This window comes from Streptomyces sp. Q6, assembly GCF_036967205.1.
GTDB lineage: Bacteria > Actinomycetota > Actinomycetes > Streptomycetales > Streptomycetaceae > Streptomyces > Streptomyces citrinus.
Genome location: NZ_CP146022.1, coordinates 2,725,604 through 2,741,557, shown reverse-complemented (window position 1 = coordinate 2,741,557; position 15,954 = coordinate 2,725,604). Strand labels below are relative to the sequence as shown.

At 74.1% G+C, this 15,954-nt stretch carries 8 protein-coding genes and 1 pseudogene; 2 read left to right on the top strand and 7 right to left on the bottom strand.

The features are described 5' to 3' along the window. Nucleotides 1–147: 147 nt before the first annotated feature. The 3 genes from V2W30_RS12795 to V2W30_RS12785 form a co-directional block, all read right to left on the bottom strand. Complete coding sequence (locus tag V2W30_RS12795; protein ID WP_338696234.1) at nt 148–1,620, bottom strand: GAF domain-containing protein; 1,473 nt, start codon at nt 1,618–1,620, stop codon at nt 148–150. A 52-nt stretch (nt 1,621–1,672) separates the two neighbouring features. Further along, nucleotides 1,673–2,710, bottom strand: a complete 1,038-nt coding sequence (locus V2W30_RS12790; protein WP_338696233.1) for a rod shape-determining protein — start codon at nt 2,708–2,710, stop codon at nt 1,673–1,675. A 174-nt stretch (nt 2,711–2,884) separates the two neighbouring features. Next, entirely contained in the window at nt 2,885–3,262 is a 378-nt protein-coding gene (locus V2W30_RS12785) for a helix-turn-helix domain-containing protein (protein ID WP_338696231.1), read from the bottom strand. Nucleotides 3,263–3,381: 119 nt separating this feature from the next. On the opposite strand from V2W30_RS12785, the gene V2W30_RS12780 reads away from it, so the two are divergent. After that, complete coding sequence (locus V2W30_RS12780) at nt 3,382–3,747, top strand: DoxX family protein (RefSeq protein WP_338696229.1); 366 nt, start codon at nt 3,382–3,384, stop codon at nt 3,745–3,747. Nucleotides 3,748–3,754: 7 nt separating this feature from the next. Here V2W30_RS12780 and V2W30_RS12775 read toward each other — a convergent pair whose 3' ends face one another. The 4 genes from V2W30_RS12775 to V2W30_RS12760 form a co-directional block, all read right to left on the bottom strand. Continuing rightward, a complete protein-coding gene (locus tag V2W30_RS12775) occupies nt 3,755–8,683 on the bottom strand; it encodes an SAV_2336 N-terminal domain-related protein (protein ID WP_338696227.1) in 4,929 nt (1,642 codons plus the stop codon). 210 nt (nt 8,684–8,893) lie between these two features. Then, entirely contained in the window at nt 8,894–9,883 is a 990-nt protein-coding gene (locus tag V2W30_RS12770; RefSeq protein WP_338696225.1) for a MoxR family ATPase, read from the bottom strand. A gap of 48 nt (nt 9,884–9,931) precedes the next feature. Continuing rightward, complete coding sequence (locus V2W30_RS12765; RefSeq protein ID WP_338696223.1) at nt 9,932–11,572, bottom strand: trypsin-like peptidase domain-containing protein; 1,641 nt, start codon at nt 11,570–11,572, stop codon at nt 9,932–9,934. Then, nucleotides 11,569–11,955 (bottom strand): CU044_2847 family protein, encoded by a 387-nt coding sequence (locus V2W30_RS12760; protein WP_425244527.1) that lies wholly within the window; start codon nt 11,953–11,955, stop codon nt 11,569–11,571. The genes V2W30_RS12765 and V2W30_RS12760 overlap by 4 nt, the downstream gene beginning before the upstream one ends. Before the next feature lie 195 nt (nt 11,956–12,150). On the opposite strand from V2W30_RS12760, the pseudogene V2W30_RS12755 reads away from it, so the two are divergent. Further along, a pseudogene (locus V2W30_RS12755) lies at nt 12,151–15,845 on the top strand (S8 family serine peptidase). The last annotated feature ends 109 nt before the right edge of the window (nt 15,846–15,954 follow it).

Below are 15,954 nucleotides of genomic sequence, written 5' to 3'. Positions count from 1 at the left end.
AAGACCTCCGTGTGGTGCAGTCCTAGACAGCTCCACCACACCGGAGGTCTTCGCCATGATCAAGACCCGCCAGTGTCAACAACGCTCGTGATCAATACACCTAGGGCCGCACAGCCCACGGCCGCACAGCCTAGGGCCGCGAGGCCGTCACACGTCAGGGGGCGACTGCCAGGTCACCGTCGTCGTGGCCTCGCCGTCGTCGCGGGCGCCGTCGTCCGCCACCGTCAGGCGGACGCCGGGGCGGCCGTCCGGAAGGGTCGCCTCCGCGTCGACCGTGACGTCGATACGGGAGATCGGTGAGCGGCGCGACGCGGCCGCCAGAGCGCGGCGCAGGGCCGTCAGGAGGTGGCCCTGGACCTGGTCGCCCAGGGTCGCGTCGACCGCGCCGTGGAAGTGGACCGAGGGGGCGAAGCCGAGGATCGCCGCAGCGCCCGCCGTCTCGCGCAGCACCCTGCCGCGGAACGTCGTCGGGGCGTCGGCGGGCGGCTGCTGCAACGCGAAGATCGTGGTGCGGACCTCCTGGATCGTCGACTCCAGCTCGTCGATCGCCTGGGTGAGCGCGTCGTGGACGTCCTCGACCTGGGCGCGGCGCTGTGTCGACTCCAGCATCATGCCCGTCGCGAACAGCCGCTGGACGACCAGGTCGTGCAGGTCACGGGCGATGCGGTCGCGGTCCTCGAAGACGGCCAGGCGCTCGCGGCCCGCCTGCGCGTCGGCCAGCACCAGCGCGAGCGCCGCCTGCGAGGCGAACTGGGTCGCCAGGAGGTGGTCGACCGACGTGTAGGGGCGGGCGCCGCGGGCGCGCGGCAGGGCGAGCGTGCCGATCAGTTTTCCCGCGGCCTGGAGCGGGAGCATCATGCTCGGCCCGAAGCGGGAGCGGACGTCCGTCGTCATTCGCGGGTCCGTCGCCGAGTCCTCGATGAACACCGGCTCCCCGGTGAGGAGCTGGGCGAGGACGGCGCTGCCGGGCAGGATCGTCGTACCGAGCAGTCCGTGCGGGTCGTCCGTCGTGGACGCGGCGACGATCTCCATGCCGCCGGCCTCCGTGGGCTGGAGGACGACGCCGGCCGCCGCGTCGGCGAGCAGCCTGGCCCGTTCGGCGACCGTGGTCAGGGCGTCGCCCGCGCGGCCGGTGAGCAGCGCCGTGGTGACGGCGGCGGCGCCCTCGATCCAGCGCTCGCGCTGCTTGGCGGTCTCGTACAGGCGGGCGTTGCCGATGGCGATGCCCGCCTGCGTGGCGAGCAGCCGCAGCAGATCGAGGTCGTCGTCGGTGAAGCCGCCCGGGGAGCGCTTGCCGGTGAGGCGCAGCCGCCCGAAGACCGTCTGTTGTACGTGGATGGGGACGGCGAGGACGTCCGGTTGGTGCACGACCGAGTCGGCGGCCTCGTCGGGCGGCGCGTCCGGCCGCGCCTCCCCGGTCACGACCTCCTCGACGACGGTGCCGTGCCCCGGGTCGAAGACGCCGAGCACGCCGTGCTCGGCGCAGGTCAGGGCGGCGGCACTGTCCACCAGGTGCTGGAGCGTGGCCCGTAGTTCGAGGTCGGTGCCGACGCTGAGCACGGCCTCCAGGAGGACGGAGAGGCCGGCCGGGACGCCGGGGTCGCGCGGTGCTGCGGTCATGGTTCCAGGCGTCCCCGTGCGTTCGCTGCGGCCGGTCGGCGGATCGGCCGGGTCAGCCGGTCAGCGGGTCGAGGACCAGCGGCTGGATCCTGCCCTCCATCATCGCGCCCAGGCCCTGCACCGCGCACACGTCGGGGCGTTCGGCGATGTGCACCGGCATGCCCGTCGCGTCGCGCAGCATCTGGTCGAGGCCCGGGAGCAGCGCGCTGCCGCCGACCATCATGATGCCGCGGTCCGCGAGGTCGGCGACGAGGTCCGGCGGGCAGTCCCGCAGCACCTTGCCGATGCCGTCGAGGACGGCGGTCAGCGGCGTGTGGATCGCGCGGCGCACGGCGGAGGTGTCGACGTGCACGGAGCGGGCCAGGCCGGTCGCCACGTCGCGGCCGTGGATCTCGGTCTGCTCCGGGCCGTGCGGGGTCAGGCCGTTGCCGCTCAGGGCGAGCTGCAGAGGCCGTACGGACTGCGAGGGGAGCATCAACTCGTGCTGCTGGCGCAGGTGTTGCACCACCGCGTGGTCGATGGCGTCGCCGCCGACCGGCACCCGGTCCGCGGTGACGATCGCCCCCAGCGAGAGGACGGCGATCTGTGTCGTGGCCGCGCCACAGACGATGATCATCGTGGCCTCGGGCTGCTCCACCGGCAGCCCGCAGCCGACGGCCGCGGCGATCAGGGTGTCGACCAGTTCGACGCGGCGCGCGCCGAGGCCGACCAGGGTCTCCACGGCGGCGCGCTGGGCGAGCGGGTCGGCGTCGTGCGGGGTGCAGGCCGCCGCGCGCAGCCGGGGCTTGCGGCGCAGGGTGCGGCGGAGCTTCTCGCCGAGTAGGTGGCGCAGCATCCGCTGGGCCATCTCGATGTCGACGACGGTGCCGCCGGAGACGGGCCGTACGACGCGGATGTAGGAAGGGGTGCGCCCCGTCATCTTCTCCGCGAACTCGCCGACCGCGATCAGGGCGCCGGTGCGGGTGTTGATCGCCGCCGCGCTCGGCTCGTCGACGACGAGGCCGGAGCCCTTCACGTAGACGCGGGTGCGCGCGGCACCCAGATCGACGGCGAAGTGGCAGCGGCGCAACTGCTCCAGACTGACGGTCATGGCAGATCCTCCCGAGAGCGCAGACCGTGGGTGGACCACGGATCCGCGGTCCTCCTGGCATCGTGCGGGCCGGGTCCGCGGAGCGCGCGCTGGGATGGGCCGGGCGGGGCGGGGCCGGGCGGGTGAAAAATCCCATGACCGGACCGGCCGGGGCCGCCGCCGGCCCGCGTCGCCTCACTTCTGACGGGCGGCGTACGTCTCTCTGCTGGCCAGGATCTCGCCGTTGTGCTCGATGGCCCAGCCCGCGAGCGTCAGGGCGGGCGGGATGAGGCTCTTGCCGAGGGCGGTGAGCTCGTACTCGACGCGGGGCGGCACCTCCGCGTAGGCGGTGCGGGAGACGAGGCCGTCGCGTTCGAGATGGCGCAGGGTCAGGGTGAGCATCCGCTGCGAGATGCCGGGGATGTGCTCCTTCAGTTCGGTGAAGCGCATCCGGCCGTCGTCGAGCGTGGCCACGATCAGCATCGTCCACTTGTCGCAGATCCGGTCCAGGATCGCGCGGATCGCCCGCCCGCCGTCTCCCCTGATCATGCACGTGTGCTGGTACTCGTCCACGGTGTCTCCTCGACCGTCCTGTGTGCCTGACGCACATCCGTGTGCCTTTTGTAGGCCTCCCGCCGGTCACTCATCATGGGGCAACTTACGGTTCGTAACCATTGGCCGGGGAGGCCGTCATGCACGTCGCGTACTGGATCGTCGCCGCTCTGCTCGCCCTGTTCTACGCCTACGCGGGCGGAAAGAAGGTGGTGCAGGGGCAGGAGGAGCTACGGCCGATGATGGCCTGGGTCGACCAGGTACCCATGCCGTACGTACGGGCCATCGGCGCCCTGGAGATACTCGGCGCCCTCGGTCTCGTCCTGCCGCCGCTGACCGGCATCGCGGTGGGCCTCGCGGTGGCCGCGGCGGCGGGGCTCGTGCTGGTCCAGCTCGGCGGGGCGACGCTGCACCTGCTGCGCGGCGAGGCCCGGGTGATCGGGCTGAACGTGGTGCTGCTCGTGCTCGCGGCGGTGGCGGGGTGGCTGGGCACCGGGCTGCTCTAGGCGGTCCTCAGCGCCTGATGCCGCGTGCCGCGTCGACCAGTTCGGACAGGTGCCGTACGACGAGGAGGGCGCCGTCCTCCGTGAGGCGTGCGGCGTCGCGGGACGTCGCGGCGTAGCCGACGAAGGGGAGGTCGATGGCACGGGCCGCCCGAAGCTCGGCGGGGGACGAGCCGATCAGGACGCCGTGCTGGGTGGGGACACCCAGCAGGTGCAGGGCGCGGTGCAGGACGTCGGGGTGGGGCATCAGGTAGTCCGGGTCGTCGGAGCGGCCGTGCACGGCGGCCCGTAAGGCCGGTGAACGGCCTTGCAGGTAGGTCGAGATGACGTGCGGGGCCACGTCGGAGACGACGGAGACCGGGCGCCCCGTGGCGTTCAGGGCGCGCACGAGGAGGTCCGCGTCGCGGTGCGGGCGGGCGGTGCGCAGGGCGCTCAGTTCCAGCTCTTCCAGGCGTTCGCGCAGGGCGCGCGACAGCGCGGCGTCGTCCGCGAAGAAGCGCAGGACATCAAGGGGACGAGAGTCGAGCGACGAGGTGACGGGGAGTCTGTCGGACGCGGCGGGACCGTCGAGGCGTCCGCGGTGGGCGAGGAGGCCGGCCGAGTAGTTGGCCAGCGCGGCCGTGTCGTTGTGCCGTTGCGTGTGCAGATCGAGCAGGAGTCCGTCGAAGCCGAGGAGGTAGGCCTCGGCGGTCGTGAGGACCTCGTTGAGGATGCGGGCCGTTCCGGACGCGTGGGCCGGTGCGGGAGCGGCGGGCTCCGGTCCTCGTTCCGGCACGGTCTTCGGGAGGCGCCAGCGGACCGTGTAGCCGGGCAGCGGGCGGCGGTCGAGTTCCTCCTCGGCCGCCGCCCGGTCGCCCCCGTGCAGGGCCTGGGTCAGACGTTCCGCGAGGAGCGTGGGCAGGTCCAGGTCAGGGGCGAGCGCGACCTCCACCGGATCGGCGACGCGGACGTCGACGCGGGCGCCGAGCAGGACCTCGTCCAGGTCGTACGTGTACTGGGTCAGGTCGATCTCGTAGAACTCCCAGCTGAACTCGGAGCGTTGGGGAGCGGTCAGGGTGAGACTGCCGTCGGGGCGGACGTAGACCGGGACGGTGTTCGGGGTGAGGTCGACGCCGTCACCGGGGAGGGGGAGCGGGCCGCGGGCGAAGGAGTCGGGTGGGGCCGGGCTCGCGGGAGGGGCCAGCAGACGCAGGCGCTCGACGAGCATGTTCAGCGTCTGCCTGCCGGTCGGATGGTTGAGGGCGGCGTGGGCGAGGGCGAGGGCGTCGGCGCGCCGGGGGCCGGCGAGTGCGACGGGGCGGCCCAGTTCGGCGGCCAGCGCGTCGGCGAGGCCGCGGCGCCGGGCCCGCGTGTCCAGCATGGGGCGTGACCGCAGGGCCTCGGCCAGGCGGAAGCGGTCGTCGAGCGCGCTCGGCACGGAGTCGCGGGAGTGCGGAACCGGCAGGCCCGAACCGACCCGGCGCACGAACTCCGTGGCCGCCTCGGTGCCCGCGAGATGGTCGACCAGGTGGCAGAGGAAGGACAGCCCGTCCGGATGCCCCAGCGTCGCCTCCGCCAGTTCCCCGGCGTCGACCGGCGACACCATGTGGATGTCCAGGAGATCGTGCAACAGGCGCGCGCACAAGGTGAGCTGGGCGGGAGTGTTCAGCTCCCGGGTCTCCGTCAGCGCCGCCGTGAGCAGGCCGGGCGGGAAGGCCGCGCCCTGGTGTGCGAGGGCCTCCTCGACGCGGGCGACGCTCGTCGGCGCGTACCGGACGACGGCCTCCAGGAGGGCGCGGCGGCCGTCCGGGACGCGCAGGGCCGCGGAGGCGAGTACGGGACCGGGACTGGACGCGTCGAGGCGCGGGGTGAGGCCCGCGCTCCGCAGCGCCGTATTGAGGGAGTCGACGAGCGCGTGGCGCAGCGGTGTGCTGGTCCACTCCCGCGTCACGTCGTCGATCACCCAGCCGAGTTGCTCCACCGTGCTGCGGGCCAGGAGCTGGTGCTTCCAGACGTCCGGCGCACCGCCGAGCGGACTCAGCGGGCGCATGCCGAGGGCCAGGGCGCGCTCGCGCGGCACCAGGTCGAGGGATGCCGTGACCTCCACGGGGGCCGGGAGGTGGCTCGCGACGATCGGGATGCGGGAGCCCATCGGCCAGAACGTGACGCTCACCCGGCCGTCGACGGGCGTCTCGGCGACCAGGCGCGTGAGGTGCTCCACCGTCGTGGCCAGCAGCAGATCCGTCGCCGCGGCATCGGTCAGGACGACCTCGCAGACCGTCGGGGTGGTGGTGGACATCCGGTACGTGTCGGGGCCGAGGCCCGCGACCGCCGTCAACTCGGCTGCCAGCGACTCCACTTGTCCGGGCCGCGCGTCCTGTGCCGAGAACAGGGCGGAGGCGTGCGCCAGGCGCCCGCCGGAGGGCGCGGCGGGTGGAGTGCCGAGGCGTCCGCGGGTCCGTGCGTGCATCCGCAGCAGGTCCGCCCGGCCGGGGTTCTCGACCAGGAGCGCCACCAGGGCCGCCTCGGCGCGGTCCAGATCGCCGGAGTCCAGGTCCAGCTCGACGAGTTGGCGGCGCAGGGCGAAGCGCCGCTCTTCGAGGTGGGCGCGGATCTGTGCGGCGCCGGGGCCGGGGACCCCGTCGAGAGGCGTTCCGTAGAAGAGGTCGAGGGCGGCGGTGGCGTGCGCGCGGGCGGCCTCCGTGTCCCCGGCCGCGACAGCCGTCGCGACATCGACCTCCCGGCTCGCCAGTACGTCCACGTCGAGGTGGTCGGCGCTGATGTGGACGGCGTACCCGGTCCGGGTCTTGGCGATCAGGGCCACGTCGTCGTCGGCCGATCGCCTCGCCCAGGCGGCGATCTGGTTGCCGGCGTCGGAGGGCGGCTCGTCGCCCCAGAGGGCATGCGCGATCGCCGCCAGCGGGACGACGCGTCCGGGGTCACTCAACAGGGCGCACAGGAAAGCCTGCTGGCGCGGCCCCGGAGTGGCGAGGTCGCCGTTCGGCAGGGTGATCCTCGGGGCGCCGAGAAGCTGGAAGGAGCGCTCCGGGGGCAGGGGGTCGGGGCTGTTCGCCAACTGCCCCTCGGCCAGGTCGAACAGGGCCCGATCGGCCGCGTGCGCGTCGGGTCCGGCCAGGGCGAGGGCCACGTGCGGCACGATGTCGAACGAGGCGAGCAGCCGCCCGAGTTCGAGCAGATCCTGCCGCAGTTCGTACGCGCTGTGCGGGCCGTACCAGAACCGGGTCAGCTTGGTGGTGCCGTCCGGCAGCAGCAGGACGCGGGACGGGAGCAGTTCGCCGAGCGTGACGCCCGCGTCGTGCAGCGCCCGGACCCCGCGGGCGAGATCCTGCGCCAGCCGGTCCCGCCGACGTGCGATCAGCCGGGGTGTGCGCAGCAGCGCGTCCAGCGGGATCCCGTCCAGATGCTCCATGACGACGTACGCGTCCCCGTCCGTGAACCCGTGGTCCAGGACCCGGGCCACGTTCGGGTGGTCGAGTCCGGTCAGTCTGCCGGCGACCCGCCGGAAGGCGGCGGGGTCGGAGGTCGCGAACCGCTCCACGATCACCGTGCCGCCCTGGTCGAGGTCGCGGGCCAGCCAGACGGACCCGCGCGCCCCGATCGCCCGGTCGAGGAGATAGCGGCCGCCGAGCCGCCGCACGCTCTCCTCGGTCACGGCCGCCACCGCGTCCTCGCGCGCGCCCCGCGTCGACGCCGCGAAGTCGCCCGGTGCCGCGCCCGCCCGGTCGTCGATCAGGGCCCCGCGCTCGGCGAGGAACAGGGTCGTACGGCCGCGCGCCGAGCGCGGCAGCGTGCGCAGCAGCAACGCGCGGACGCCCGGCCGGAAGGCGTAGGAGCCCGGCGGGCCCGCGTCCTGCGTGAGCATGCCGGAGAGGATGACCTCGGCCAGGTGCGAGGGGCGCGGACGGCGCTCCAGAGTGGCCTGGATCAGGCGCATCACGGGCAGGTGCGGGGCGCCGACCGCCAGATGCCCGGCGAGCCGGAACGCCTCCGGGGACGCGGTGGCACGGAAATCCAGGACGAGCTCCTCCGGGGACGCGGCGAGCGCGCGGGCCGGCCGCGCCGACTCCGCCGGTTCGCGCGTCAGCCAGGCCGCCGCGCCCGGCACGTCGGCGCCGCCGGGCGCGCCGGTGAGCCGGGACCAGTGGGCGAGCCAGCGCGGCTCCGCCTCCAAGACCGGCACCGCGAGCGCTCCGCGCGGGGCCCGCTCCTCGGTGTCGTACGGCGTGAAGCGCAGCGCCGCGGACGGCGCCGCCGGGTGCGGGGAGGCGAGGCGCCCCGCGGTGGCGGGCAGCGCTGTGGTGCGCCACAGGCGCTCGGGCAGCGGCTGGAGCACGGCGAGCGGGGCGCGGCGCGCCAGCCGGTGCAGGGTGTCGAGCCAGCGGGTGCCCGCGTCGCCGGGGTGCCACTGCGGGCCGGTGCAGTCGCTGAGCAGGAGGACGACGGTGCGGCCGTCCGCGGGCGGCGAGAGGCGCTGGACGCGGCCGTCGGGTGTGGCCGGGTGCACGCTGACGGTGCGGAAGAGGCCCGACTGGGTGAGGGCGGTGTGCAGTTCCCGCAGCAGGGGGTGCCAGATCGGCATGGTCGGGCCCGTGTCGTGCACGAGGGCCAGGCGCAGCCAGCGTTCCGGTGCCGGGCGCAGCACCGGCAGCCAGGCGTCGGGGCCGCCGCCCAGGCGTGCGATGCGGTCCGCGGTGGCGTGCTCGTCGATGACGCGGGCGCCGGTGGGCGAGGGGACGCGGCGGCCCAGTGGGCGCAGGGCGCGCTGGAGGTCCAGCGGGTGGCGCAGCATCGGCGGGGTGGGAGCGAGGAGGGTGCCGGGGGTGGGCGGCTCCTCCCGCTGGACGTAGAGCGTGACGCGGGCGGGCGCGGGGCGCGGTGGGGCGGGCGGCGGAGGGGGTGGGGCGCGGCGGGCCGTCCGGGTTCGGGGTCTGCCGGGCACTCCGCGGGCGGCCGCTCCTGCCGTCGCGGCCCGGCCTTCTCCCGTACGGATCCACCCCGCGCCGTCTCCTGCTCCGGACGCGCCGTGTCCTGCACCGGCCGCTCGATCCGCTCCAACTCCCGTGCCAGCCACAGAAGTTCCGCGAGTTCCACCGGTGTCGGTTCGGTGCCCTCCGCCGCGGTGGTGAGGGCGGCGGCGAGCCGGCCCAGCTCAGTGCGCATCGTGGTCCGGCGCCGGCTGCCGCAGCCCCGGCATCAGACGCAGGGCCAGCGCCTCGCGGGAATCGGCGTCCAGGCCCGCCGTGCCGGTGAGATACAGGGCGTTGAGCAACTGGTCGGTGGCGAGTTCGCCCGCGTTCGCGCGGGACAGGAAGCGGGAGATCAACTGGCGGGCCTCGGCGTCGGGTTCGCCGAGATGGGCGCGGACGATCGCGGCGAGCTGCGCCTCGTCGGGGCGGCGCAGGTTCAGCGTGACGCAGCGGCGCAGGAACGCCGCGGGGAACTCCCGCTCGCCGTTGCTGGTCAGCACCACGAACGGGAACGCCCGGCAGCGCACCCGCCCGCCCCGCACCGGCACCTTCGTGTCCGTGCCGTCGGCCCGCACCTCGGCGGTGCCGCCCGCGCGCAGCAGCTCCGGGATCTCGAACTGCCCCTCCTCCAGGACGTTCAGGAGGTCGTTGGGCAGGTCGAGGTCGCTCTTGTCGATCTCGTCGACGAGCAGGGCGCGCGGCCGCTCGTGAGGCAGCAGCGCGGTGCCCAGCGGGCCGAGGTGGAGATGGTCCTCCACCTTCACCCGGTCCGTGGCGCGGGCCGCGTACAGGCGCGACAGCGGGTCGTAGCGGTACAGGCCGTCGGCGAGCGCGGAGCGGCTCGTGATGTTCCAGCGCAGCACCGGGCCGAGCCCCAACTCCCGTGCCACGGCGTACGCGAGGGACGACTTGCCGGTGCCGGGCGGGCCGGTGACGAGCAGGGGGCGGCGCAGGAAGAGCGCCGCGTTGACCAGGTCCACGCTCTCGGCGGTGGGCCGGTAGGTGTGGGCGCGGTGCACGCGGTCGGGTGAGACCGCCGCCAGGTCCTCGCTCTCGTCGGGGACCGGGAGGAGCGGGCCCCCGTCGAAGGCCCGCCACGGCGGGGGCGCGGGCAGCCGGTCGATACCGTCGTGCGGTTCGTTCGTGCCGCGGTACACGGGCCACTCGGGCATGAACCTCTCGCTTTCCGTTCTGTCGGTCCCGTCGTCCCGTGCGGGCCGTCAGGCCACCGGGCAGTGGGCGTGCGTCCTGGGTGGTGCGGGGAAACAGTGCGGAGCGTCCCACAGGAGTTGGACGTCGCCCGCCCAGTGTTCCGCCCGGCCGCTCGCCCGCTCCCGCAACTCCATGATGTGGCGCGGCAGTTCGGCGAGGCTCACCTGGGACACGTACGGGCCCACCGCGTCCAGGAACGCGGCCCCCGGGCAGGTCTCGTCCGGCCGGTGACCGCCGTCGCAGCCGGCGCGCGGCCACAGCAGCGCCGGTACCGGCTTGGCCAGCGCCGCGTCGTGCGGGCCGCCCTCCCCGGCCGGCGGGGCGGCGAACCCCACCACGTCCGCACGGGCCAGATCCCACTGGCTGGGCGTGCCGCCGGAGCAGCCGACGCGGTGCACACCCGCCGTGGGCCGGTCGCCGCTCTCCTGCCAGCGGCGGACGAGACGCCGACGGCTGCCACCGCCCCTGCGGGCCGTCGCGGTCACCACGACCGGGTAGGCGCAGCCCATCGGGGTGGAGTTGTCGGCGCTCGCCGGCCAGTGCGCGACCGGCCAGTTCAGATGGCGGCGCGGCAGCTGGAAGGCGACCAACTCGTCGGTCTCGTCGGGCAGATGGTCCATCGCCGCGTCGATGACGGACGCCACGTACCCACCGACCTCGGCGACCGGCACCGTGCGCGGCTCCTCGACCAGATGCCGGTGTCCCTCGTGGTACGCGGACACCTCCACGCGCACCTCGTCCTCGCCCGCGCCGGTGTGCTCGACCGTGAACAGGACCGGTGACCAGGCGGTGGTGCGGCGGGCCGGGCGAGGGCGCTCCGGGGCCGCGGTGACGAGCTCGGTGAGCCGGTCCGCGAGCCGCTCGGCGACCTCGGCGTCCGGCGCGTCCAGGGCGTACATCGCCGCCGCCTCCAGGGAGTTGAGGCCGTGCGGCGGCACCGGCGGATCGAACGCGCCCGCCGCGTACCGGTAGAGGCGCTCCGGGTTGCAGTCGAGGCCCAGGCGCCGCACCCGCTCGACGAGCGCGGTCAGCCGGGCCGCGCCCGGCAGGTACAGGGCGAGGTCCGGCCAGTAGCGGGCCATCACGGACAGCGGCATCATCCGGCCGGTCAGCACATCGGCGCCGCCGGTGGCGGAGGTGACCATGCCGACGACCCGGTTGGTGCCCGCGACGGCCAGCGCGGCGCCGCTGAAACCGTGGTCGAGGGGCTGTCCGTGGCTGTCGAGCGCCACCAGTTCGACCCACTCGTCGAGCACCCTGATCGAGCCCTTGGTGCGGTACTCGGCGATCGTCCCCTCGTCGTACTTCTTCGGGAAGCCGTAGGCGAGCAGCGTCGGCGCCGGGCCGTTCTGTCCGCCGTACGCGGTCGCCTCGTGGGCGAGCCTGGCCGGGGCGAGGTCCACCTCGCGGGCCAGTTCGAGCACGGCCAGGTCGCCGTGGGTGGTGGCGTCGCCCCGCCAGCCGCCGCCGACCAGGACCCGCGCCGCGACCGGCGCGTCGGCCGGTCTGTGCGGGAAGGAGACGGTCACGTCGGCGCCGCCCGCGACGACATGGGCGCAGGTCAGGACCGTGCGCCCGGCGACCAGGAAGCCGGAGCCGACGATCCGGCCCGCGCACTCGACGCGGGCCACCCACTGTGCGTCGCTCATGAGCCGGACGGAGCTCCCGCGGCCGGGTCCTGCGGCGTCTCGCGCGACCAGCTGAGCTTGACCACCAGGTGGCCCTCCGCCGTCCCCTTCGTGATGAACGCCCCCGCCTCCGCCGACAGCTTCACGCCGAACTCGATCTCCACGCCGTCGGGGGAGAGCGGGCCGTCGCGCAGGACGCGCAGGGCCGACTGGGCGGCCGAGCGGACCGAGTCCAGGGCCGTCTCGAAGGTGGCCGTCGCCTGGACGGGGCCGCCGCCGCGGGCCACCATGCGGGCGCCCGTCTCCTCGTCGCCGGCCACCTCGAACAGGATCGGTGTCCCCGTCCCGTCGACCTTGAACTCCACCAGGCCGTCCATGCCGTCCGTACCGTCCGCGCTGTCCACGTGCCGCCCCCGTACCCGTACGTTCCGTGCTGGTGCTGTCCCGTCGTGCCTGGGGCCATTGTGGCGTTCGTCGGCGGGAAAGCGCCAGGGCGGGTTCCCGCCGTGGACATCAACTTCCGCGCCACATGCGCCTCTTGAGAGTCTTCTGCGTACTCGGTACCACCCCCGCACCGAGGGCTACGAAGAGAGGCAACGATGACCAGAGGACCTGCCGCGAGACGTGGCGCGGCCCTGCTGTCGGCCGGTGTCGCGTTCGCGCTGCTGCCCGCCGGAGGGACCCAGGCCGCCGTACCGGACGCGTCGACGGCACCGGCGCCGACGACCACGCGGGCCGCGCGCGCCGCGCACACCGTGACCCTGGTGACCGGCGACAAGGTGACCGTCACCGAACTGGGCGGCGGCCGGCGGACCGTCACCGTCGACCGGGCGAAGGGCGCGACCGGTGCCGTCAGGACGCAGGTGTCGGGCGGCGAGGTGAGCGTGGTGCCCGACGAGGCGCGGCCCTATCTCGAAGCGGGCACCCTCGACGCCCGCCTCTTCGACGTCAGCGGGCTGATACGGCAGGGGCTCGCGGACAAGAAGGCCGCCGCGACCCCGCTGATCGTCACCTATCGGAACAAGGCCGCCCGCGGCGCCGCCGCCACCCCGCGGGCGCCGACCGCACCCGCGCGCTGGGCAGCATCGGCGGCGCCGCCCTGGACGCGGACAAGGGCCGTACGTTCTGGAACGCGGCCACCACCGGCAAGAGCGGGTTCGCCGACGGGATCGGGAAGATCTGGCTCGACGGCCGCGTCGAGGGCGACATGGAGCAGTCCAACGCCCAGATCGGCACCCCGAGCGCCTGGGAGGCCGGGCTCACCGGCAAGGGCGTGAAGGTCGCCGTCCTCGACACCGGCTACGACCCCGCGCACCCCGACCTCGCGTCGCGGGTCACCGAGTCGAAGTCCTTCATCGACGGCGAGGAGGTCGCCGACCGGCACGGCCACGGCACCCACGTCACCTCGACCGTCGGCGGATCCGGCGCCGCCTCCGACGGCAAGGAGAAGGGCGTCGCCCCCGACGCCACCCTCGCCGTCGGCAAGGTCCTCGACAACGAGGGCTACGGCAGCGAGTCGCAGATCATCGCCGGGATGGAGTGGGCCGCCAAGGACGTCAAGGCCAAGGTCGTCTCGATGAGCCTCGGCTCGGACACCGGGAGCGACGGCACCGACCCGATGGCCGCCGCCGTCAACTCCCTGTCCCAGGAGACCGGCGCACTCTTCGTGGTCGCCGCGGGCAACGCGTACGGCGCGTACACCATCGGCTCGCCCGGCGCCGCCGACGCCGCGCTGACCGTCGGCGCGGTCGACGCCGACGACCGGCGCGCCGACTTCTCCAGCCAGGGCCCGCGCACCGGAGACAACGGCCTCAAGCCCGATGTCTCCGCACCCGGCGTCGACATCCTCGCGGCCCGCTCCTCGCTGACCGAGGGCTCCGGCGCGTACACCACCATGAGCGGTACGTCGATGGCGACGCCGCACGTCGCGGGCGTCGCCGCGCTGCTCGCCCAGAAGCACCCGGACTGGACGGGCGCCCGGCTCAAGGACGCGCTGATGTCGTCGAGCGAGCGGCTCGACGCCACCGGCTACGAGGTGGGGGCCGGGCGGGTGTCCGTGCCCGACGCCGTCACCGCGAAGATCACCGCCACCGGCAGCGCCGACCTCGGCTCCTACACCTGGCCGTACGAGAGCAACGAGCCGGTCACCCGGACCCTCACCTACTCCAACTCCGGTGACACGGATGTGGAGTTGGACCTCGCCGTGCAGGGCGGCGGCGCCGGTGTCGCCGCGCTCGCCGACAGCAGGCTGACCGTGCCCGCGCACGGCACCGCCGCCACGACCGTCACCGGTGACGGAGCCAAGGCCGCGGTCGGTATCAACAGCGGTCAGATCGTGGCCAGTTCGGGCGGAACCGTCGTCGCGCACACCGCGTACGGACTCGTCAAGGAAGAGGAGCGTTACACGCTCACCGTCCACGTGAAGGACCGCTCCGGCGCGCCGACCGCCGCGAACCTCGTCTACCAGCAGCTCGCCGAGGGATCCGAGTCGTACCCGGCCGCCGTCGGGGACTCCGGAACCGTCCGACTGCGCCTGAAGCCGGGCACGTACAGCCTCGACACGTTCCTCGACGTGCCGGGCAGCCACGGCGCCGACTCGCTCGGGCTCGGCTACCTCGCCGCCCCCGAGGTCGTCCTGGACCAGGACCGCGAGGTCACCCTCGACGGCACGAAGCTGCGCGAACTCGCCACCCGGCTGCCGCGCGACACCGACCCGCACCAGGCGATCATGGAGTACGCACGGGTCGCCGGCGGCGCCGACATCATGGGCGCCGTCCAGGTCCCCGTCCGGTACGACTCGCTGTTCGCCGCGCCCACTGGGAAGGTCACCGACGGCACGTACGAGTACCGCACCGTCTGGCGCGAGGCCCAGCCGCGCATCGACGCCGCCGGTCTGAGCGAGGTCTGGGAGCAGCCCGGCTCCACGCTCATCGAGGGCCGCAGCAGCCTCGCCCTCGTCGATGCCGGGGCCGGTGCCCCCGCCGACTACGCGGGCAAGAACCTCAAGGGCAAGGGCGCCCTCGTCCACGTCGACGGCGCCCGCACCCCCGCCGAGATCGCCCAGGCTGCGCAGGACGCGGGCGCCAAGGCCCTGTTCCTGACCGACGACACCCGCGGCCGCCTCAACACCAGCTTCTACGACGAGGACGACGGCTCGGCCCGACCGATCCAGATCGCGAGCGTCACCAACGCCGACTTCGGCCGGCTGCTCGCCCTCGCGCGCCGCGGCGGCCGCCTCGACCTGACCGGCACGGACAACGCCACATACGTCTACGACCTGTCCAAGGGCTACCCGGGCGGCATCCCTGACCGCGGCCTCGCCTACGCCCCCGACAGCGACGACCTCGCCGCCGTCGACACCACGTACTACGGAGCCAGGAAGACCGAGGGCAGCGAGTTCCGCTACTCGCTCACCGACGCCTTCGCGATCGGGATCGGCTTCCAGGAGCGGTACGACTTCCCGGGCCGGCGCACCGACTACGTGTCCATGGAGCCCGGCGGCCAGCGGTGGCACGAGTCCGTCCAGCTCGGCTCCGACCTGGAGGAGCGCGGCGGCCTCGTCACGTACCGGACCGGCCGGCACACGCCGTTGAACTGGTTCAAGCCGGTCTGGCACCCGTGGCTGGGCACCGGGCTCGGCTGGGGGCAGCAGCGGCGCGGCGAGCAGATCCAGTTCAACGTCCCCGGCTGGGGCGACTCCGGGCCCGACCACACCGGGTTCGGTGACGCGTACAGCAGCGAGAGCGGCATGACCCAGTACACCGAGGTCTTCGCCGACGGCGTCAGCCAGGGCCGCAGGACGGGCTCCGCCGGATACGTGTGGGAGGCCGACCCGGCCGAGAAGCCGTACCGGGTCGTCACCGACACCGCGCTCGACCCGGCGAAGTGGCGGCTCGGCAGCACCGGGCACACCGAGTGGACGGTGCGCTCCGCACGGCCCGCCACCGACGACGAGGTGTTCCTGCCGCTGATCAACCTCGGCTTCGACCTCGACACCGACCTCGCGGGCGACCTCCGCGCGGGCTCCCGCGTCCCGATCGGCCTGTACGCCCGGTACGTGGCGGAGGCCGTGGGGACGGGCACCATCGGCGGCGGCTCGCTCCAGGTCTCGTACGACGGCGGCACGAGCTGGTCGAAGGTCGCGCTGACCGGCGGCCGGGCCTCCTGGACGGGCACGCTCGACGTGCCGCGCGGCGCGAAGTCCGTCTCGCTGCGGGCGTCGGCCAAGGACGACAAGGGGGCGAGCGTCACGCAGGAGCTGCTGCGCGCGGTGGGGGTGAAGCAGCCCTCGTGAGCTGAGGTTCCACGGGCCGGGGTCCGGTGCGGAGCGAGGTCTCCGCGCCGGACCTCTGTCCGTCTGATGAGATGTGGATGTCCGTGATGCGGGACATGGGTTGTCGTGA

Coding starts and splice junctions, on each gene's coding strand:
- V2W30_RS12795 (WP_338696234.1), bottom strand. CDS start 1,620: ATGACCGCAGCACCGCGCGACCCCGGCGTCCCGGCCGGCCTCTCCGTC.
- V2W30_RS12790 (WP_338696233.1), bottom strand. CDS start 2,710: ATGACCGTCAGTCTGGAGCAGTTGCGCCGCTGCCACTTCGCCGTCGAT.
- V2W30_RS12780 (WP_338696229.1), top strand. CDS start 3,382: ATGCACGTCGCGTACTGGATCGTCGCCGCTCTGCTCGCCCTGTTCTAC.
- V2W30_RS12770 (WP_338696225.1), bottom strand. CDS start 9,883: ATGCCCGAGTGGCCCGTGTACCGCGGCACGAACGAACCGCACGACGGT.
- V2W30_RS12765 (WP_338696223.1), bottom strand. CDS start 11,572: ATGAGCGACGCACAGTGGGTGGCCCGCGTCGAGTGCGCGGGCCGGATC.